The 17,944-nt window shown below is 63.3% G+C and carries 19 protein-coding genes; 13 read left to right on the top strand and 6 right to left on the bottom strand.

Going from position 1 to position 17,944, the window contains the following annotated elements; all coding sequences use genetic code 11:
- Window positions 1-58: 58 nt before the first annotated feature.
- Window positions 59-1,639: a M48 family metalloprotease gene (locus IGS55_RS21605; RefSeq protein ID WP_230517019.1), complete on the top strand. Its 1,581-nt coding sequence runs from the start codon at window positions 59-61 to the stop codon at window positions 1,637-1,639.
- Here the strand turns inward: IGS55_RS21605 and IGS55_RS21600 are convergent.
- From IGS55_RS21600 to IGS55_RS21585, 4 genes are all read right to left on the bottom strand, one after another.
- On the bottom strand, window positions 1,636-2,232 hold the full coding sequence (locus IGS55_RS21600) for a DUF2946 family protein (RefSeq protein WP_230517020.1): 597 nt from the start codon (window positions 2,230-2,232) through the stop codon (window positions 1,636-1,638). The genes IGS55_RS21605 and IGS55_RS21600 overlap by 4 nt on opposite strands.
- Window positions 2,225-3,250 (bottom strand): YheT family hydrolase, encoded by a 1,026-nt coding sequence (locus IGS55_RS21595; RefSeq protein WP_230517021.1) that lies wholly within the window; start codon window positions 3,248-3,250, stop codon window positions 2,225-2,227. The genes IGS55_RS21600 and IGS55_RS21595 overlap by 8 nt, the downstream gene beginning before the upstream one ends.
- Window positions 3,250-3,675 (bottom strand): YybH family protein, encoded by a 426-nt coding sequence (locus tag IGS55_RS21590; RefSeq protein ID WP_034746103.1) that lies wholly within the window; start codon window positions 3,673-3,675, stop codon window positions 3,250-3,252. The genes IGS55_RS21595 and IGS55_RS21590 overlap by 1 nt, the downstream gene beginning before the upstream one ends.
- A 72-nt stretch (window positions 3,676-3,747) precedes the next feature.
- The gene (locus IGS55_RS21585) at window positions 3,748-3,942 is read right to left on the bottom strand and encodes a zinc-finger domain-containing protein (RefSeq protein ID WP_034746106.1); all 195 of its coding nucleotides are present in this window, start codon (window positions 3,940-3,942) and stop codon (window positions 3,748-3,750) included.
- Between the two features lie 258 nt (window positions 3,943-4,200).
- Here IGS55_RS21585 and IGS55_RS21580 point away from each other — a divergent pair, with 258 nt between their 5' ends.
- The 11 genes from IGS55_RS21580 to IGS55_RS21530 all read left to right on the top strand — a co-directional run bounded on the left by IGS55_RS21580 (window position 4,201) and on the right by IGS55_RS21530 (window position 15,416).
- The gene (locus tag IGS55_RS21580; RefSeq protein ID WP_230517022.1) at window positions 4,201-4,935 is read left to right on the top strand and encodes an AzlC family ABC transporter permease; all 735 of its coding nucleotides are present in this window, start codon (window positions 4,201-4,203) and stop codon (window positions 4,933-4,935) included.
- Window positions 4,928-5,278, top strand: coding sequence for an AzlD domain-containing protein (locus tag IGS55_RS21575; RefSeq protein WP_442908195.1), 351 nt, complete (start codon window positions 4,928-4,930; stop codon window positions 5,276-5,278). The genes IGS55_RS21580 and IGS55_RS21575 overlap by 8 nt, the downstream gene beginning before the upstream one ends.
- Before the next feature lie 77 nt (window positions 5,279-5,355).
- Window positions 5,356-6,567, top strand: coding sequence for a phosphoglycerate kinase (locus tag IGS55_RS21570; RefSeq protein ID WP_230517023.1), 1,212 nt, complete (start codon window positions 5,356-5,358; stop codon window positions 6,565-6,567).
- A gap of 110 nt (window positions 6,568-6,677) precedes the next feature.
- Window positions 6,678-8,126 carry a pyruvate kinase gene (gene pyk, locus IGS55_RS21565; protein WP_230517024.1) on the top strand — a complete coding sequence of 483 codons (1,449 nt, stop codon included), beginning with the start codon at window positions 6,678-6,680 and terminating at the stop codon, window positions 8,124-8,126.
- Between the two features lie 82 nt (window positions 8,127-8,208).
- A complete protein-coding gene (gene fba / locus IGS55_RS21560; protein WP_034746119.1) occupies window positions 8,209-9,273 on the top strand; it encodes a class II fructose-bisphosphate aldolase in 1,065 nt (354 codons plus the stop codon).
- A gap of 104 nt (window positions 9,274-9,377) precedes the next feature.
- Window positions 9,378-10,271: a phosphoribosylaminoimidazolesuccinocarboxamide synthase gene (locus IGS55_RS21555; protein WP_034746123.1), complete on the top strand. Its 894-nt coding sequence runs from the start codon at window positions 9,378-9,380 to the stop codon at window positions 10,269-10,271.
- A 1-nt stretch (window position 10,272) separates the two neighbouring features.
- Entirely contained in the window at window positions 10,273-10,770 is a 498-nt protein-coding gene (gene purE / locus IGS55_RS21550; protein WP_034746126.1) for a 5-(carboxyamino)imidazole ribonucleotide mutase, read from the top strand.
- A 15-nt stretch (window positions 10,771-10,785) separates the two neighbouring features.
- Window positions 10,786-11,982 (top strand): 5-(carboxyamino)imidazole ribonucleotide synthase, encoded by a 1,197-nt coding sequence (locus tag IGS55_RS21545; protein WP_230517025.1) that lies wholly within the window; start codon window positions 10,786-10,788, stop codon window positions 11,980-11,982.
- Window positions 11,979-12,998: an L-threonylcarbamoyladenylate synthase gene (locus IGS55_RS21540; protein ID WP_230517026.1), complete on the top strand. Its 1,020-nt coding sequence runs from the start codon at window positions 11,979-11,981 to the stop codon at window positions 12,996-12,998. Before IGS55_RS21545 ends, IGS55_RS21540 begins: the two co-directional genes overlap by 4 nt.
- A gap of 241 nt (window positions 12,999-13,239) precedes the next feature.
- Window positions 13,240-14,631 (top strand): esterase, encoded by a 1,392-nt coding sequence (locus IGS55_RS21535; protein WP_230517027.1) that lies wholly within the window; start codon window positions 13,240-13,242, stop codon window positions 14,629-14,631.
- Window positions 14,632-14,729: 98 nt separating this feature from the next.
- Window positions 14,730-15,416: an OmpW/AlkL family protein gene (locus IGS55_RS21530; protein ID WP_230517028.1), complete on the top strand. Its 687-nt coding sequence runs from the start codon at window positions 14,730-14,732 to the stop codon at window positions 15,414-15,416.
- 38 nt (window positions 15,417-15,454) lie between these two features.
- Here the strand turns inward: IGS55_RS21530 and IGS55_RS21525 are convergent, their stop codons facing one another.
- The gene (locus IGS55_RS21525; RefSeq protein WP_034746143.1) at window positions 15,455-15,961 is read right to left on the bottom strand and encodes a flavin reductase family protein; all 507 of its coding nucleotides are present in this window, start codon (window positions 15,959-15,961) and stop codon (window positions 15,455-15,457) included.
- Between the two features lie 177 nt (window positions 15,962-16,138).
- Here IGS55_RS21525 and msrA point away from each other — a divergent pair, with 177 nt between their 5' ends.
- Window positions 16,139-16,672 carry a peptide-methionine (S)-S-oxide reductase MsrA gene (gene msrA / locus IGS55_RS21520; protein WP_230517029.1) on the top strand — a complete coding sequence of 178 codons (534 nt, stop codon included), beginning with the start codon at window positions 16,139-16,141 and terminating at the stop codon, window positions 16,670-16,672.
- Window positions 16,673-16,688: 16 nt separating this feature from the next.
- Here msrA and IGS55_RS21515 read toward each other — a convergent pair whose 3' ends face one another.
- On the bottom strand, window positions 16,689-17,924 hold the full coding sequence (locus IGS55_RS21515) for an SAM-dependent methyltransferase (protein ID WP_230517030.1): 1,236 nt from the start codon (window positions 17,922-17,924) through the stop codon (window positions 16,689-16,691).
- Window positions 17,925-17,944 lie beyond the last annotated feature (20 nt).

The raw sequence follows: 17,944 nt of genomic DNA, 5'->3' as shown, positions 1-17,944 counted from the left end.
TCCGATCATCGTTGAAAACGCCGCTGCGCCATGGCTGCGCGGCTCACGGCGCGCAGCCATGCTGGCCGCATTATGGCTGGCGGCGCCTTGTGCGCTGGCGCAAACCTATACGTCCGCGCCTGCTGCCAATGTAGCGGCCAAGCCGGCTGGCGGCTGGACGCCGCCGGCCGTGCCGCCGGCGCCGAACCTGCCGAACCTGGGCGACACGTCGCGCGAAGATCTGTCTCCGGCGATGGAGCGCAAGATCGGCGAGGAAATCATGCGCGGCATCCGCGGCGACCGCGACTACCTCGACGACGCGCCTCTGCTCGAATACCTGAATACCTTCGGCAACGCGCTCGTGGCGGCGCGCCCCAGCGTGCGCGGCGAAACGAATTACGACTATTTCTTCTTTGCCGTGCGCGATCCCCAGTTGAACGCGTTTGCCTTGCCCGGCGGCTTCATCGGGGTGCACTCGGCCCTGGTGCTGGCGGCGCAAACGGAGGCGGAACTGGCGTCCGTGCTGTCGCACGAGATCGGCCACGTGGCGCAGCGCCATATCGCGCGCATGCTGGGCCAGCAGCGCCAGGATGCCCTGATGCCGCTGGCGGCCATGCTGCTGGCGGCGCTCGCTTCGCGCGCGGGCGGCGACGTGGCCATGGGCGTGTTTGCCGCCGGCCAGGGCCTGGCCATCCAGCGCCAGCTCAATTTCGGCCGCGACGCTGAACGCGAGGCGGACCGCATCGGTTTCCAGATCATGGGCGAAGCGGGCTTCGACACCACCGGCATGGTGGCCTTCTTCGGCCGCATGCAGGCAGCCAGCCGCTCCTACAGCGACTTGATGCCCGCCTACCTGCAGACCCACCCGCTGACGACGGAACGCATCGCCGACATCCAGGCGCGCATCCGCGAGCAGCCGTACAAGCAGCGTGCGGACAGCCTGAGTTTTCACCTGGCCCGGGCGCGCGCCCGCGTGCTGCAGGATGAAAGCGTGCAAGGCCTGTTGAATGCCAAGGCCGTCTTCAAGACGCAGCTGGAACAGCAAAGCCGCTTCCAGGTGACGGCCGCCCATTACGGCTTGTCCTTTGTCGCCGTCAAGCAGGGCAAGCCGGCGGAGGCGCAAAAGGAACTCGACGCGGCCAATGCGGCCCTGCACCAGCCGGCCGGGCCGAACGTATTTACCTCGGGCGGCACGCAAGCGCCCAATTCCCTGCTGGCGGCGATGGCGCTGGAAGTGCTGCTGATGCCGGCGCAAAAGAAGGAAGTGGCGCAACAGGCTTTGAAGGCGGCCGATGCGGCGCGCCAGCAGTTTCCCCTCTCGCGCGGCATTGCCCACCAATATGCGGAAGCGCTGATGGCTGCCGGCAAGCTGGAGCAAGCCACCTTGTACCTGCGCGAGCAGGTGCAGCTCTACAAGGAAGAGCCGGAATTGTACGATTTACTGGCGAAAGCCTATGCGGACCAGGGCAAGATGACCTTGCAGCACATGGCGCTGGCCGAATCCTACGTGCTGCAGGGCGCCACCATGGCCGCGCTGGATCAGTTGACGATCGCCCGCAAATCGACGGACGCGACCTTTTATGACCAGGCCGTGATCGATGCGCGCGAGCGCGAGCTGCAGGAAAAACGCCGCGAGCAGATCAAGGACCAGAAGGGTTAGTCTTGATTGGCTTGCGGCACCGGCTGGAAGTCGAATGTTTGCGGCACGGCGTCGTAGCGCAGCGGCTGCACGGCGATCTCCTTGCCGTCATGCAATAGGGTCAGCTTGCCCCGGCGCTCTTCCAGCCACGCCAGCAAGGCCTCGTCGCTGGCCACCTGACCATCGACGTGCAGGGCGTCCAGCACTTGCGCCATGTCGCGGTCATCGACCTGCGCCACGACCTCGCCCTGGCGCAAGATCAAGACGCCGTTGTCGCACCAATACACCTGCTCGATCTGTTCCAGCGGCGCGCCCGTCTGCAAGACAAAACCGTGCCGCGGATCGCTGCGGGCGATGTACGGCGTCGCTTCCAGATTCACATACACGCGCTGCGGGCCATTCTGGAAAAACCAGCAACCGCGTTCGTCCTGGGCGTAATTGCGGTTGATGAAATTCAACAGGGCCGCATGGACGATCTTGTCGCCCGGCAGTTGTTGCTGTTGCGCCTGCTGGTCGCGCATGCGCCAGTGGCCGCGCGCGTCCAGCCCCAGCCATCCGTAGCAGTGGGGTACGTTCGGCCATTTGGCCAGGGCCTGTTTGACGAGTTCATCCATGTGTAGCGTTTTCCATGTGCGTTTGCGAACTGCCAGCGTGCCAGCTTTGCGGCGCAGACGGCGCCATGTTGCCGTTTTCAAAGAAGGAGAGCAGCCGTTGCGGCAGCCAATGCAAGCTTCCCGGCAACTTGCCGGCGGCAAAGCCGACGTGGCCGCCGTGGCGCGGATACTCGAGCGTGATCGTCGGCGCGGCGCTGCGCGGCAGGAAGCGTCCGGGCAGGAAGGGGTCGTTCTGTGCATTCAGCACCAGGGTCGGCACGGTGATGTCGTGCAAGACGTGCTTGGCGCTGGCGCGGTGCCAGTAATCGTCGGCGTCGCGGTAGCCGTGCAGGGGCGCCGTGACGACATTGTCGAAGGCGTGCAGATCGCGCGCGGCCAGCATGGCGTCGCGCGCGAACAGGCCGGGAAACTGCTCGAGCTTGGCCAGGCATTTGGGTTTGAGCGTGTTCAGGAACATGCGCGTGTACAGCCGGTTGGCGCCCGAAGACAGGGCCTTGCCCCCTTGCGCCAGGTCCAGCGGGGCCGACACGGCCGCGGCCGCATCGATGAAATCGGCCTGGTGCTGCAACTGGCCCAGCCAGCACAGCAGGGCGTTGCCGCCCAGCGAGACGCCGGCCGCATACAATTTTCCCGTGGCGCGCGGGCGCAGGCGCTGCACGATCCAGTCCACTTCCTGCGCATCGCCCGAATGGTAAAAACGGGGCGCCAGGTTCGCTTCGCCCGAGCAGCCGCGAAAATGCGGCACGGCGCCCGACCAGCCGCGCGCGGCCACCTCGGCCATCAAGGAGCGCGCGTAATGGCTGTTCGACGAGCCTTCCAGGCCGTGGAACAGCACCACGAAGGGCTGGCCCGGCTGGCCATCGACCAGGTCGACGTCGACGAAATCGCCATCGGGCGCTTGCCAGCGTTCGCGGCGGAAGGCCACGGCCGGCTTGGCGAGGCATACGGCCGGATAAATCGTTTGCGCGTGGCCGCCAGGCAGCCACAGCGGAGCGGTGTAGGAAAGAGACAAAGCCATCAGTGCAGGATCTGCGTCCCCGCGGCGTCGGCCGGTGCGCCACCGGGGGCGATGGAAGCGTGGTGCAGCACGATGCGCCAGCCGCGCGGCGTTTTTACATACACATTCGTGGCCAGCAAATGCGCCGGGCCGCCTTCTTCCTGGGTCACTCCTTCGATCACCGTGTGCACCGAACTCATCAGATTGTGCGTTTCATGCAGCTGCGCCGGCACGATGTGCAGGCCGCCGCCGGCCAGAATGGTTTCCCACGAGGCGCGGATGGCGGCATGGCCGATCAGGCGCGCGCCGCCCGGGTGGATGCAGACGATCTCTTCATCGTCGGCCCACAGCGCCATCAGCGCTTCGAGGTCGGCGCGGTGCAAGGCATCGTAGAACGCCGCTTCGACTTCGGCGGCGCTGCCATTGAGTTCTTTCAGACGTTTCATGACGACTCCGGGCTGAACGGTATAACTTGATGCAAATAAAAACGGCGCGCTGGGGGCGCGCCGCTGGGCAGTTTAATGGTGGCCGGCGCTGGCGCCTTCCTTCAGGGTGTAGGCCGTGCCGCAATACGGGCACTTGGCGACACCGTCCTTGTTGAATTCCAGGAACACGCGCGGATGCGACGACCACAGCGGCATGGCCGGGTTAGGGCAGTGGGCTGGCAAGTCTTTACTGTCGAGTTCGACCGCTGGCTGGGTGGTTTTTGTCATCTTGTCATGCTCCGTGAGGCTGTATGGAAGGAAGTCGGCTGCTGCCAAAAGCACGATTTTAACGGATTCAGGCAGACAGCAAAAATCATGGCTAAAATGGCGGCTCGATCATCTTCGGCTGCGGCGCGGTTTTTCGCGACAATATGGCTGCCGTAGCGCCACCCTGACTGGATTTGCCTTGCCGGTATCACCGTTGCGGAGCCGTTCTCCGCGCACCATTGTTGTGCAGTTACCACACTACCTCGGCCGGAGCGCCGCGTGAACGCCGTCCCGGCCGCCAAGGACGACGCGCTGCTGAAAGATGCCTGGCGCGCCGGCCTGAACCTGGGGGCGCCCACCTTGCTGGGCATTGCCGCCTGGGGCATGGTGGTGGGCGTGGCCATGGTGAAAAGCGGCCTGACTGTCGCGCAGGCGGGGGCCATGACCCTGTTTGTCTTTGCCGGCTCGGCCCAGCTCGCGTCCTTGCCCCTGCTGGCCGCGCAGGCCCCCGTATGGGTGATCTTTGCCACGGCCCTCGTCGTCAATTTGCGTTTTGTTATCTTTTCCGTGCTGCTGGCCCCCCATTTCTCCCATCTGCCGTGGCGCCAGCGCTTTGCGCTCGGCTATGTGGCCGGCGACATCACGGTGGGCCTGTTCCTGCAGCGCTATCCCCATGAAGCGCCGGACCCGGCCAAGCTGCCTTTCCTGAAAGGCTTGATCTACCCCAACTGGCTGGCCTGGCAAATCGGTTCCTTCATCGGCATCGTGCTGGGCGCCGTCGTGCCGGCCGAATGGGGGCTGGGTTTTGCCGGCACCCTGGCGATCCTGTGCGTGACGGTGCCGCTGATCCTCAGCCGCGCCGCCCTGTGCGGCGTGCTGGTGGCGGGCGCGGTGGCCGTGCTGGCCTTCGGCCTGCCGTATAAGCTGGGCTTGCTGGTGGCCGTCGTGGTGGGCATGGTCAGCGCCATGGCCGTGGAAGAATTGACAGAAAAATGGACAAAACGCCATGATTGACGGCATAGCCTTGGGCAGGGCCGACGTGTGGATCGCCATCGCCGTGCTGGTGGTGGCGACCGCCGCCACGCGCAGCACCTTCTGGCTGATCGGCCATCACATCACCATCCCGCGCCGCGTGGGCGAGATGCTGCGCTATGCGCCGGCCTGCGCGCTGGCGGCCATCATCGCGCCCGACCTGCTGATGGAAGGGCAGCAAGTGCACTTCGAATTGTCGAATTTGAAACTCTTGTCGGGGATTGCCGCCACGCTCTTTTTCGTGATTCGCCGCAATATGCTGCAAACCATTGTCTTCGGCATGTTGGTTTTCACGGGCTTGCGACTGTTGCATGTTTTTCAGTAAAGCAGGACAAATCGGGGATTTGCGCTGGTCCTTGCGGTAAAATAGCGCACTTCCTTCCACTCGTCATCTGGATCGCCATGTCAGCTGTTCTCAACTTCATCCGTCTGCAAGATTTGATCGCCCAAAATGCACTGCAAGGCAAGCGCGTGTTTATCCGCGCCGACTTGAACGTCCCGCAAGATGACAGTGGCAAGATCACCGAAGATACGCGCATCCGCGCCTCGGTGCCGGCCATCCGCGCCGCCCTCGACGCTGGCGCCGCCGTCATGGTGACGTCGCACCTGGGCCGTCCGACGGAAGGCGAGTTCAAGCCGGCCGACAGCCTGGCGCCCGTGGCCGCCCGCTTGTCCGAGCTGCTGGGCCAGGAAGTCGCATTGAAACAAAACTGGGTCGATGGCGCCGGCCTGGAAAACCTGGCTGCCGGCCAGGTCGTCCTGCTGGAAAACGTGCGCGTGAACAAGGGCGAAAAGAAAAACAGCGATGAGCTGGCGCAAAAAATGGCCAAGCTGTGCGATATCTACGTCAATGACGCGTTCGGTACGGCCCACCGCGCGGAAGCGTCCACGCACGGCATCGCCAAGTTCGCCCCTGTCGCCTGCGCCGGCCCGCTGCTGGCCGCCGAACTCGATGCGCTGGGGAAGGCTTTGCACGCACCCGCCCGTCCATTGCTGGCCATCGTTGCCGGTTCGAAGGTATCGAGCAAGCTGACCATTTTGAAAGCGCTGTCCGACAAGGTCGATAACCTGATCGTCGGCGGCGGCATCGCCAACACCTTCATGAAGGCCGTCGGCTTGAATGTCGGCAAGTCGCTGGTGGAAGCGGAGCTCGTTGAAGAGGCGAAAGCCATCATCGAGATCATGGCCAAGCGCGGCGCGCAGGTGCCGATTCCCGTCGACGTCGTGTGCGCCAAGGAATTCTCGCCAACGGCAGCCGCCACCGTCAAGGACGTGGCCGACGTGGCGGACGATGACATGATCCTCGATATCGGCCCGAAAACGGCGGCCCTGCTGGCGCAGCAAATCGCCGCCGCCGGCACCATCGTGTGGAACGGCCCCGTCGGCGTATTCGAGTTCGACCAGTTCGGCAACGGCACCAAGACCCTGGCCTTGGCCATTGCCGGTTCGAAAGCTTTCTCGATCGCCGGCGGTGGCGACACCCTGGCGGCGATTGCCAAATACGATATTACCGATAAAATCAGCTATATCTCGACCGGTGGCGGCGCTTTCCTGGAGTTTCTGGAAGGCAAAACCCTCCCAGCAGTTGAGATCCTGACGCAACGCGCAGGCTGATCCAGCCTGACTGTCGTGCCACCAAGCGCAGCCTGACCGCTGCGCTTTTACCTTGCCGGGCGGCTCAGCCGCCAGGTCTTGCTCACCTTCGCTCGCGCACAAGGACTCCTATGCCACGCGGTACAAAAATCGTAGCAACAATCGGCCCCGCTTCCACTGACTTCGATATCCTGGTCAAAATGATACGTGCGGGTGTCGACGTGGTGCGCTTGAATTTTTCCCATGGCAAGGCGCAAGACCATATCGACCGCGCGACGCTGGTGCGCCTGGCGGCGGCCGAGTGCGGCCGCGAAGTGGCCATCATGGCCGATATGCAAGGGCCGAAGATTCGCGTCGGCAAGTTTGAAAACACGCGCATTCAGCTGGAAGCGGGCGAGCGCTTCATCCTCGACGCCAAGTGGGGCGAAAACGGTGAACTGGGCAACCAGGAGCGTGTCGGCCTCGACTACAAGGCCTTGCCGCGCGACTTGCACAAGGGCGACGTCTTGCTGCTGAATGACGGCCTTATCGTGCTGATCGTCGAGCGCATCCACGGCAGCGAAATCCACACGACCGTCAAAATTGGCGGCGAGTTGTCGAACAACAAGGGCATCAACCGCCAGGGCGGCGGCCTGTCGGCCCCGGCGCTGACGGCCAAGGATATGGAAGATATCAAGACGGCCATGAGTTTCCAGGCCGACTATCTGGCTATTTCCTTCCCGAAATGCGCGACCGACATGGAAATGGCGCGCCAGCTGGCCAATATCGCCGGCGAACCGTATCACCACAAGCCGATGATGATCGCCAAGATCGAGCGCGCGGAAGCCATTCCTGCGCTGCAGGAAATTCTCGACGCTTCCGACGGCATCATGGTGGCGCGTGGCGACCTGGCCGTGGAAGTGGGCAATGCGGCCGTGCCGGCCTTGCAAAAGCGCATGATCAAGATGGCGCGCGCATCGAACAAGCTGGCGATCACGGCCACGCAGATGATGGAATCGATGATCGTCAACGCCGTGCCGACCCGCGCGGAAGTATCCGACGTGGCGAATGCCGTGCTCGACGGCACGGATGCCGTCATGACCTCGGCCGAAACGGCCTCGGGCAAGTACCCGATCGAGACGGTGGAGATGATGGCCGCCATCTGCGTGGAAGCGGAACAGTCCGAATACAACAAGCTCGATGCCGATTTCCTCAACGTCACGTTTACCCGCATCGACCAGTCGATCGCGTATGGCGCCCTGTTTACGGCCCACCATTTGCGCGTGAAAGCCATCGTGGCGCTGACGGAATCCGGTTCCACCGCCTTGTGGATGAGCCGCCACAGCATCGACACGCCGATCTATGCACTGACGCCCAGCGTCACGACTTTGCGCAAAGCCGCGCTGTACCGCAATGTTCGGGCGTATCATCTGATGCAGAACGCCCCTAGCGCGCAAGTGCTGAAGCAGGCGGAAGAGCTGCTGGTGGCGCAGGGCATCGTCCGCAAGGGCGACATGATCGTCGTCACCTGGGGCGAGCCGATGGGGCAGGTGGGCGGCACCAACGCCTTGAAGATTGTGAAGGTCGGCGAATTCGACTAAAGCCCAAGAATTCAGGCGCCGCCGCGGTCATTGACCACCGCGAAGCGCCGCAACGGTTTCTATTGTTATCTGGAGTATTACCATGTCTCTCGTATCCATGCGTCAACTGCTGGACCATGCCGCCGAAAACGGCTATGGCATTCCTGCTTTCAACGTCAACAACCTGGAGCAAGTGCAAGCCATCATGGCCGCCGCCGATGCGCTCAACAGCCCGGTGATCATGCAAGCGTCCGCTGGCGCGCGCAAGTACGCCGGTGAAGCGTTCCTGCGCCACCTGATCGACGCCGCCGTCGAGGCGTATCCGCACATTCCCGTCGTCATGCACCAGGATCACGGCCAGTCGCCGGCCGTCTGCATGGCCGCTATCCGCTCGGGTTTTACTTCCGTGATGATGGACGGTTCGCTGGAAGCGGACGGCAAGTCGGTTGCTTCCTACGAATACAACGTGGAAGTGTCGCGTGAAGTCGTGAAATTCTCGCACGCCATCGGCGTGACGGTGGAAGCGGAACTGGGCGTGCTCGGTTCGCTGGAAACCATGAAGGGCGACAAGGAAGACGGCCACGGCGCCGACGGCACCATGACCCGCGAGCAACTGCTGACGGACGTGGCGCAAGCGGCCGACTTCGTGCAGCGCACCCAGTGCGACGCTCTGGCGATCGCCATCGGCACCTCGCATGGCGCCTACAAATTCACGCGCAAGCCGACGGGCGATATCCTGGCCATCGACCGCATCAAGGAAATCCACGCGCGCATCCCGAACACCCACCTGGTGATGCACGGTTCCTCGTCGGTGCCGCAGGAATTGCTGGCCATCATCCGCGAATTTGGCGGCGACATGAAGGAAACCTACGGCGTGCCGGTCGAGGAAATCCAGGAAGGCATCCGTCACGGCGTGCGCAAGATCAACATCGACACCGACATCCGCCTGGCGATGACGGCCGCGATCCGCAAATACCTGTTTGAAAACCCGTCGAAATTCGACCCGCGCGACTACCTGAAGCCAGCCCGTCTTGCTGCAGAGCAAATCGTGCGCGCCCGCATGCAGGCATTCGGCTGCGAAGGCCAGGCGTCGAAAATCAAGGCCATGCCACTGGAAAAAATGGCCGAGCGCTACAAGGCCGGCGAGCTGTCGCAAATTGTGAAGTAAAATTCTGTCTGGAACGGGCCGGAAGCAATGCTCCGCGCCCGATTTTCTCGACCGGCAGGCACCCCTTGCCTGCCGGTTTCGTTTCATCCAACTATTCCCCCGCTATGAACAGCCTCTATCAGACTTCCATCCACTCCCTGCCATTGCTGGGCCACGGCAAGGTCCGCGACAATTACGCCGTTGGCGACGACAAGATCCTGATCGTCACCACGGACCGCCTGTCGGCCTTCGATGTCGTCATGAACGAGCCTATCCCCGGCAAGGGCAAGGTCCTTAACCAGATGAGCGATTTCTGGTTCGAGAAACTGGGCCATATCGTGCCGAACCACCTGACCGGCGTGGCGCCGGAATCCGTGGTGGCGCCCGAGGAAGTGGAACAAGTCAAGGGCCGCGCCGTGGTGGCCAAGCGCTTGAAGCCGATCATGGTCGAGGCAGTCGTGCGCGGCTACATCATCGGTTCGGGTTGGAAAGATTACCAGGACACGGGCAGCATCTGCGGCATCAAGCTGCCAGCCGGCCTGCAACAGGCGGAAAAACTGCCGGAGCCGATCTTCACCCCGGCGGCCAAGGCCGAGCTGGGCGAGCATGACGAAAACATCAGCTTTGCTGAAATGGAAGAGCGCATCGGCGCGGAACTGGCCGCCAAGATGCGCGACGTGGCCATTCAACTTTACAAGACGGCCGCCGAATACGCCGCCACGCGCGGCATCATCATCGCCGACACCAAGTTCGAATTCGGCCTGGACGACAATGGCGTCATGCACCTGATGGATGAAGTGCTGACGGCCGACTCGTCGCGCTTCTGGCCCGCAGATTCCTACCAGCCCGGCATTTCGCCGCCGTCGTTCGACAAGCAATTCGTGCGCGACTACTTGGAAACGCTGACCTGGGGCAAGACCGCGCCGGCGCCCGCGCTGCCGGCCGACGTCATTGAAAAAACCCAGGCCAAGTATTTCGAAGCCATCGAACGCCTGACGGGCGAGAAGCTGAAGGCCTGAGATGACTGAGCAAAACAAGCCGCTGGTCGGCGTCATCATGGGTTCGTCCTCGGACTGGGACGTGATGCAGAACGCGGTCGCCATGCTGAAACAGTTTGGCGTACCGTACGAAGCGCAAGTCATTTCCGCGCACCGCATGCCCGACGAGATGTATGCGTACGCGAAAAGCGCGCGCGCGCGCGGCTTGCGCGCCATCATCGCCGGTGCAGGCGGCGCGGCCCACCTGCCTGGCATGGTGGCGGCGATGACCATCGTGCCCGTGCTGGGCGTGCCCGTGCCGTCGAAATACTTGCGCGGCGAAGATTCCATGCTGTCCATCCTGCAAATGCCCAAGGGCGTGCCGGTGGCCACCTTCGCCATCGGCGAAGCGGGCGCGGCGAATGCGGCGCTGACGGCCGTGGCCATGCTTGCCGCCAACGACGACGCCCTGGCCGAGCGCCTGGAAGCCTTCCGTGCCACGCAAACGGCCGCCGCCAAGGCCATGGTCTTGCCTGACTAATGTGTTTGAGAAATAATGAATAGTAAATCGACTTCCCCATTGCTGCCCGCCGCCCATCCACCGGCGTGGCTGGGCGTGATGGGCGGCGGCCAGCTCGGCCGCATGTTTGCCCAGGCCGCCCAGAGCATCGGTTATCAAGTAGCCGTACTGGAACCGTCCGATGCCTGCCCTGCGGGGCAGGTGGCGCAGCGCCTCATCAATGCCGGCTACAGCGATGCGGCCGGTCTCGACGCCCTGGCCGCGCAATGCCTGGCCGTCACCACGGAATTCGAAAACGTGCCGGCCGACAGCCTGTCGCGCCTGGCCGAACGCGTGTTCGTGGCGCCGAATGCCCACGGCGTGTCGGTGGCGCAGGACCGCATCGCGGAAAAGCGTTTCTTTGTCGACTGTGCGGCCAAGTCGGGCGTGCTGCCGGCGCCGCACATGGTGATCGCCACGCAGCTTGACATCGATGCGATCGGCGACGACTTGCTGCCCGGTATCTTGAAAACCGTGCGCATGGGCTATGACGGCAAAGGCCAGTTCCGCGTGCGCACGCGCGACGAGGTGCGCGCCGCGTTCGCGGAAATGGGCGAAGTAACTTGTCTGCTGGAAAAGATGCTGCCGCTGGCCTATGAAGTGTCCGTGCTGACGGCGCGCGGCGTGGATGGCGCATCGGTCGTCTATCCGATCGCCGAAAACGTGCACCGCGACGGCGTCTTGTTTACCACCACCGTGCCGGGGCCGAACGTGTCCGACGATTGCGCCGCTAGGGCGCAGCGGGCGGCGCAAGCGATGGTCGCCGAACTCGGCTATGTCGGCGTGCTGTGCATCGAATTTTTCGTGCTGGAAGATGGCAGCCTGGTGGTCAATGAAATGGCGCCGCGCCCGCACAACAGCGGCCACTACACGATGGATGCCTGCGTCACCAGCCAGTTCGCGCAGCAGGTGCGGGCCATGGCGCGCCTGCCGCTGGGCGACGTGCGCCAGCATTCGCCTGCCGTGATGCTCAACATCCTCGGCGACGCCTGGTTTGCCGACGACAGCGACGTGGTCACTGAACCGGCATGGGACCAGGTGCTGGCGTTGCCGGGCGCTTGCCTGCATCTGTATGGCAAGGACGATCCGCGCCGTGGCCGCAAGATGGGCCATTTGACCTTCATCGCCGCCAGCTTGCCGCAGGCGCAGCAGCGCCTGCGCGACGCTTGCCTGATCCTGGGAATCGCGCCGTGAGCGTGCCCGCACAAGACCTGGCGGCCGCCGCCGCCGTGCTGGAAGCGGGCGGCCTCGTCGCTTTCCCGACGGAAACCGTGTATGGCCTGGGCGCCGATGCGGAAAATCCGTCCGCCGTGGCGCGCATCTACGAAGCCAAGGGCCGTCCCTCGGACCATCCCGTGATCGTGCATGTGGCGCCCGGCGCCGACCTGGCGCACTGGTCCGACGATATCCCGCCGGAAGCGCAGCAACTGGTGGCCGCCTTCTGGCCCGGTCCGCTGACCCTGATCGTCAGGCGTGCCGCGCATATCCCCGACGCCGTTTCCGGCGGCCAGGATACGGTGGGCTTGCGCTGCCCGTCGCACCCGGTGGCTATCGAATTGCTACGCACTTTCAAGGGTGGCAAGGGCGGCCTGGCCGCGCCGTCGGCGAACAAATTCGGCAACGTCAGCCCGACGACGGCGCAGCACGTGCGCGATGAATTCGCGGCGGAACTGGGCAGCGGCTTGCTGGGCCTGGTGCTCGACGGCGGGCAGAGCGACGTGGGCATCGAGTCGACCATCGTCGACCTGTCGCGCCTGGCCACGCACGGTCCCGTGCTGTTGCGTCCCGGCCATATCAGCAGCGGGCAGATCGCCGCCGTCATCGGCCGCGCGCCGGCCATGGCCGACGCGGCCGCGCCGCGTGCCTCGGGCACGCTGGAATCGCATTACGCACCGCATACGCCTGTTGCGATGCAGCACAGCGATGACGTGAGCGCCACCTTGAACCGCCTGCTCAACGACGGGCGCCGCGTGGCCCTGATCCATTACTCGGATCTGCCGCCGGCCAGCGCCAGCGTACGCCTGGCCGCCAACCCGGAAAACTACGCACATGCGCTGTATGCCTCGCTGCGCACGATGGACCAGGTCGGCGCCGAGCTGATACTCGTCGAAGCGCCACCGACCGGCCCCGCGTGGCTGGGTGTCAACGACCGTTTGCGGCGCGCCGCTTTCGGCTCAAGTGGTATCTTGCAGCAATTCCTGTCCGTCTGAAAAAAGCCCCGCAAGGGGCTTTTTATTGATGCAGCGCAATAGCAATGCTTGCCACGAAACATAGTAAATCCTCCATAATTCAGCGGATCGCCCGGCCATGACGGGGCGCCGGCGATGTTGTTATTTCGTTGATTTTTAAAACATATTTTCTATACAAGCCTGAGGAACGATGGCATATTAGTTGGGTAGCGAATAGCACGCCCGTTCGTTTAGAAACCAGAAAAAAGACCGAGGAGACAAAATGCATCAAACAAAATTCGCGCTGGCCGTGCTGGCTGCGGCTGTCCTGGCAGGTTGCGGCGGTGCCAGTGGCGGTGATCAAGCCTTGAAAGTCAAATACACGGCGCAGGTGTCGTTCGGCGACAGCCTGTCCGATGTCGGTTCGTATGCCGTGGGTACGGTGCAGGCCAAAGGCGGCGGCAAGTTCACCATCAATGGCGACAATACCAAGATCAATCCTGAACTGACGGGCAAGAACTGGACCGAGCACCTGGCCGCGCAATTCGGCCTGGCCGCGCCATGCGCCGCCGAGACGGGCCTGGAGGGAAATGCGGCGCAAGGCCTTTCCGTTCCGCGCGTCAAGCATGCTGGCTGCTACGGCTACGCCATGGGCGGTTCGCGCGTGACCAACCCCGTCGGTCCGAACAATAAATTGACGGGCAGTCCGTTGGGCGCCCTGACCGTGCCCGTGGTGACGCAGATCGCGAACCACCTGGCCGTTTCCGGCGGCAAGTTCAGCGGCACGGAAGCCGTTTTCGTGATGGCCGGCGGCAATGACGTGCTGTTCCAGCTGGGTGTATTGCAAGCGGGCGCGACCGCTGCTGGCAAGGCTGCCGGCGCGGCCGCCGGCGCCCAGGCTTTCGCCACCAATTTGACCATGGCCCTGGCGGCCGGCGCCCCCAACCCCACCACGGCAGCGGCAGCGATCGGCGCCGCCATCAAGACGGCCAGCGCTGCGCCGGGCGCCACGTCGGAGGCCATCGTCGGCGCCGCCGTGCAAGCCGCGGTCATTGCCGGCAATACGGCGGTCGCTTCGGCTAGCGTGTATGGTCCGCTGGTCACCAAGGCGCAAGCCGATGCGACGGTGACGGGTAACGCTGCCGGTGCCAAGGCCGGTGCCGATTACGCCGTGGCCCAAGGGCCTGCACTGGTTGCCGCCATGAAGCAAGCGGGTACCGAACTGGTGGCGCTGGTCAAGGACCAGATCATCGCCAAGGGCGCCAACTATGTCATCGTCAACAATCTGCCGGACGTGGCCGGTACGCCATCGGGCCTGAGCAAGGATGCCAATACCAAGGCGCTCATCAATGCCATGGTCAGCGCCTTCAATGGCGAACTGAGCGGCGGCCTGAGCGCCAACGCGAAAGTCTTGCTGGTCGACGTGTTTGCCGTCAGCCATGACCAGGCCACCAACCCTGGCCCGTATGGCTTGACCAACGTCAGCGAGACGGCGTGCGACTTGAGCGCGCCAGGCAATATTCTGGGCAGCTCGCTGGTCTGCAATGGCTCGAACCTGAAAGCGGGCGACGTCAGCCATTACTCGTATGCCGATGATGTGCATCCTACGCCGTTCAACAACCTGTTGCTGGCCCGTTATGTGGCCAAGGACATGGTCGTGCGGGGCTGGCTGTAAGGAATCGCCGCGCCAGCTGCGCCCGCTGGGCGGGGCTGGCGCTGGCAGCGACAAGACTGGATAGCCCGGCTATCCGCACATAATGATCAGGAGACAAGATGAAAAATCGTTTGAATACCGCTGTACGCGTGCTGGCCGCCGCCGCCGCGATGGCCATGGCGACGGGCGCTTCGGCGCAAAGCGCAGGCACCTGGATGGTCAAGGCTGGCCTCAACAAGATTACGCCGCACGTGGACAGTGGCGACATTTCCGCGCCGGCCCTGCCGGGCACGAAGGCCGACGTCAAGCCGGATACCAAGCCCATCCTGACCTTTGCCTACATGATCACGGACAATATTTCCGCTGAAATGATCCTGGGTGTGCCGTACAAGCATGACTTGATCGGCGATGGTTCCATCAAGGGTACGGGCAAGCTGGGGACGGCGGAAGCCTTGCCGCCGACGGCTTTCATCCAGTACCGATTCTTCCAGCCCAATGCGATGATCCGTCCTTACGTGGGCGCGGGCTTGACGTATGCCTATTTCCAGAAGGAAAAAGGCTCGGGCCAGATGACGGCCTTGCTGGATCCGGGTGGATCGCCCGTCACCTACCGCCTGGACAACAAGCTGGCGGGCAGCCTCGTGGTCGGCAGCACCCTGGCCTTCAACGAGCGCTGGTTTGCCGACGTGGCCGTGGTCAAGACCTTCCTGAAAACCAAGGCGAAATTCTCGACGGGGCAGACGCAGAGCATCACGCTCGATCCGCTCGCCGTGAGTGTCAGCATCGGGTATAACTTTACCCTGTAAAACAAAAAATCCGCCTCGGCGGATTTTTTTTGTCCCGCTCAGGCTGGCGGTGTATTGAACTTTCCATTGTGGAAGATCAAGGGCGGCTGCGCGGCAAACGCGCATTGTTCCACTTCGCCCACGAAAATGACGTGGTCGCCTTCCGGATAGCGGCTGCGGTTGTGGCATTCAAACCAGGCCGACGCGCCTTTCAGGATGGGCTGGCCCGTGCGCGACAGTTCGTATTCGACGTCGTCGAACGGGTTCGGCGTGCGGCGTGAAAAGCGCGTGGCCAGTTCCGCCTGTTCGGCGCCCAGCACGTTGATGACGTAATGCGAGTTGCCGCTGAAGATGGGCATGCTGTTCGCCACGGAACCGAGGCTCCACAGCACCAGTGGCGGCGACAGCGAGACGGAATTGAAGGAACTGGCCGTCAAGCCGCGGAAACTGCCGTCGGCCAGGCGCGTCGTAATGACCGTCACGCCGGTGGCAAACTGCGACAGCGCCTGGCGGAAATGTGCCGTATCGAATTCTTGCGCTGGCGCGCGGGGAGAGCGTGTGTTCATGGGTGACCTGTCTATTTGCTGACATTATGCCAAAAATCGGCCGCGCCAGCGCAATCGTGGCCGGCATGCCCCTTATGTGCGGTGCACCACGCACCGTTTCAAGCGGCACTGCAGGCCATGGCGCTTTGCGTTACAGTAATGAAATGATACGTCGCACAGGCGTTGCGGGAGGACATCATGCATCAACAGACGGAAGTGGCGGTATTCGGCGGTGGCTGTTTCTGGTGCCTCGATGCCGTGTACGGGGAAGTGCGTGGCGTGACGCGCGTCGAGGCCGGCTATACGGGCGGCAGCGTACCCGACCCCACATATGAACAGGTGTGCACGGGCGAGACGGGTCACGCGGAAGTCGTGCGCCTGGAGTTCGATCCCGCCGTCATCAGTTATCACGACTTGCTGGAAATCTTTTTTACCCTGCACGACCCCACCACCGTGAACCGGCAAGGTAACGATGTCGGCACGCAATTTCGCTCCGTTATCCATTATCAGTCGGCGGAGCAGGAAAAGGTGGCGCGCAAGGTGCTCGCCGAGATGGCCTGCGTGTGGGATGCCCTCATCGTCACGCAACTGGCGCCGGCAGCAAGCTTTTATCCGGCCGAGGAGTGCCACCAGAATTATGTCGAGCAGCATCCCTTGCAGGGCTATTGCGCGCTGGTCGTCGCGCCCAAGGTGGAGAAATTCCGTGCCATGTATGCGGGGCGCCTGAAGTAAGCGCCCCGCGCGCCTGTCAGTGCGCCAGCACGGGCGCCGGCCTGGCATCCTGCGCATACATGTAGTTGCGCGACCAGGGCAGTGTGGAAGAACGCCGGCCCGCCTTCACGCAGACGATCTGGTACAGACTGATCAAATCTTGCTCGAAGGCATAGGCGCAGCCGGCCAGGTAGACGTGCCAGATGCGGAAGCGCCGTTCGCCCGCCAGCGGACGGATCTGCTCGGCATGGGCTTCGAAATTTTCCGTCCACAGGGCGCACGTGCGCGCATAGTGGCGCCGCAGGTTTTCCACGTCCAGCACTTCCAGTCCACCCTGCTGCATGGTTTTCAGGACATTGCCGATGTGCGCCAGCTCGCCATGCGGGAACACATATTTTTCGATGAATTCGCCGCCGCCGTACGGTGTTTCGCCATTGTCCGGATCGGTCGAGGTGATGCCGTGGTTCATCGCCATGCCGTCGGGCGCCAGCAATTTGTTGATGATGGAAAAGTAGTTGGGCAAGTGTTTCAGGCCCACGTGCTCGAACATGCCCACGCTGGTGATGCGGTCGAACTGGCCCGTCACGTCGCGGTAGTCCTGCAGGCGGATGTCGATCAGGTGCGCCAGGCCGGCCGCCGCCACGCGCTCGCGCGCCAGCGCGTACTGGTTTTCCGACAGGGTCACGCCCACGCAGCGGGCGCCATACTGCTGCGCGGCACGAATCACGAGGGCGCCCCAGCCGCAGCCGATGTCGAGCAGGGTCTGGCCCGGCTGCAGCTGGATTTTCTTCAGGATATGGTCGATTTTCTTGACCTGCGCCTGCGCCAGGGTTTCATCGCCCTGTTCGAAATAGGCGCAGGAATACACGAGGGCGGGGTCGAGGAATTGCTCGTAGAAGGCGTTCGACACATCGTAGTGGTAGCGGATGGCCTCGGCATCCTTGTTCTTGTCGTGCGTAAAACTGCGCACGATGCGGGCCAGCTTGCCTTCCGGTTTCAAGGTGTTACGGGCCAGGGCATTGCAGATGGAAATCATGTCCTGGGCCGTGCCCTTGACTTCGATATTGCCTTCCACATAGGCCGAACCGAGATTGGCCAGCGAGGGGTTCAGCAGATAGCGGGCCGAGGCGACGGTCGGCAGGCGGATGGTGACCCGCGGCGCTTCGCTGGACAGGTCGACGTGCTGGCCGTTCCACAATTCTATGCGTAGCGGCAAGGCGGTCTTGCTGCGGATGCTGGCGATCCAGGACTTGAGTTGGTTTTGTACAAACAAAATGGCCTCCAATGAAGCGG

The sequence above is a fragment of the Janthinobacterium sp. EB271-G4-3-2 genome (assembly GCF_020858035.1).
GTDB classification, from domain to species: Bacteria; Pseudomonadota; Gammaproteobacteria; order Burkholderiales; family Burkholderiaceae_D; genus Janthinobacterium; species Janthinobacterium aestuarii.
Note: the sequence above shows the minus strand (reverse complement) of the source record. Positions and strands in the feature narration are given on the sequence as shown.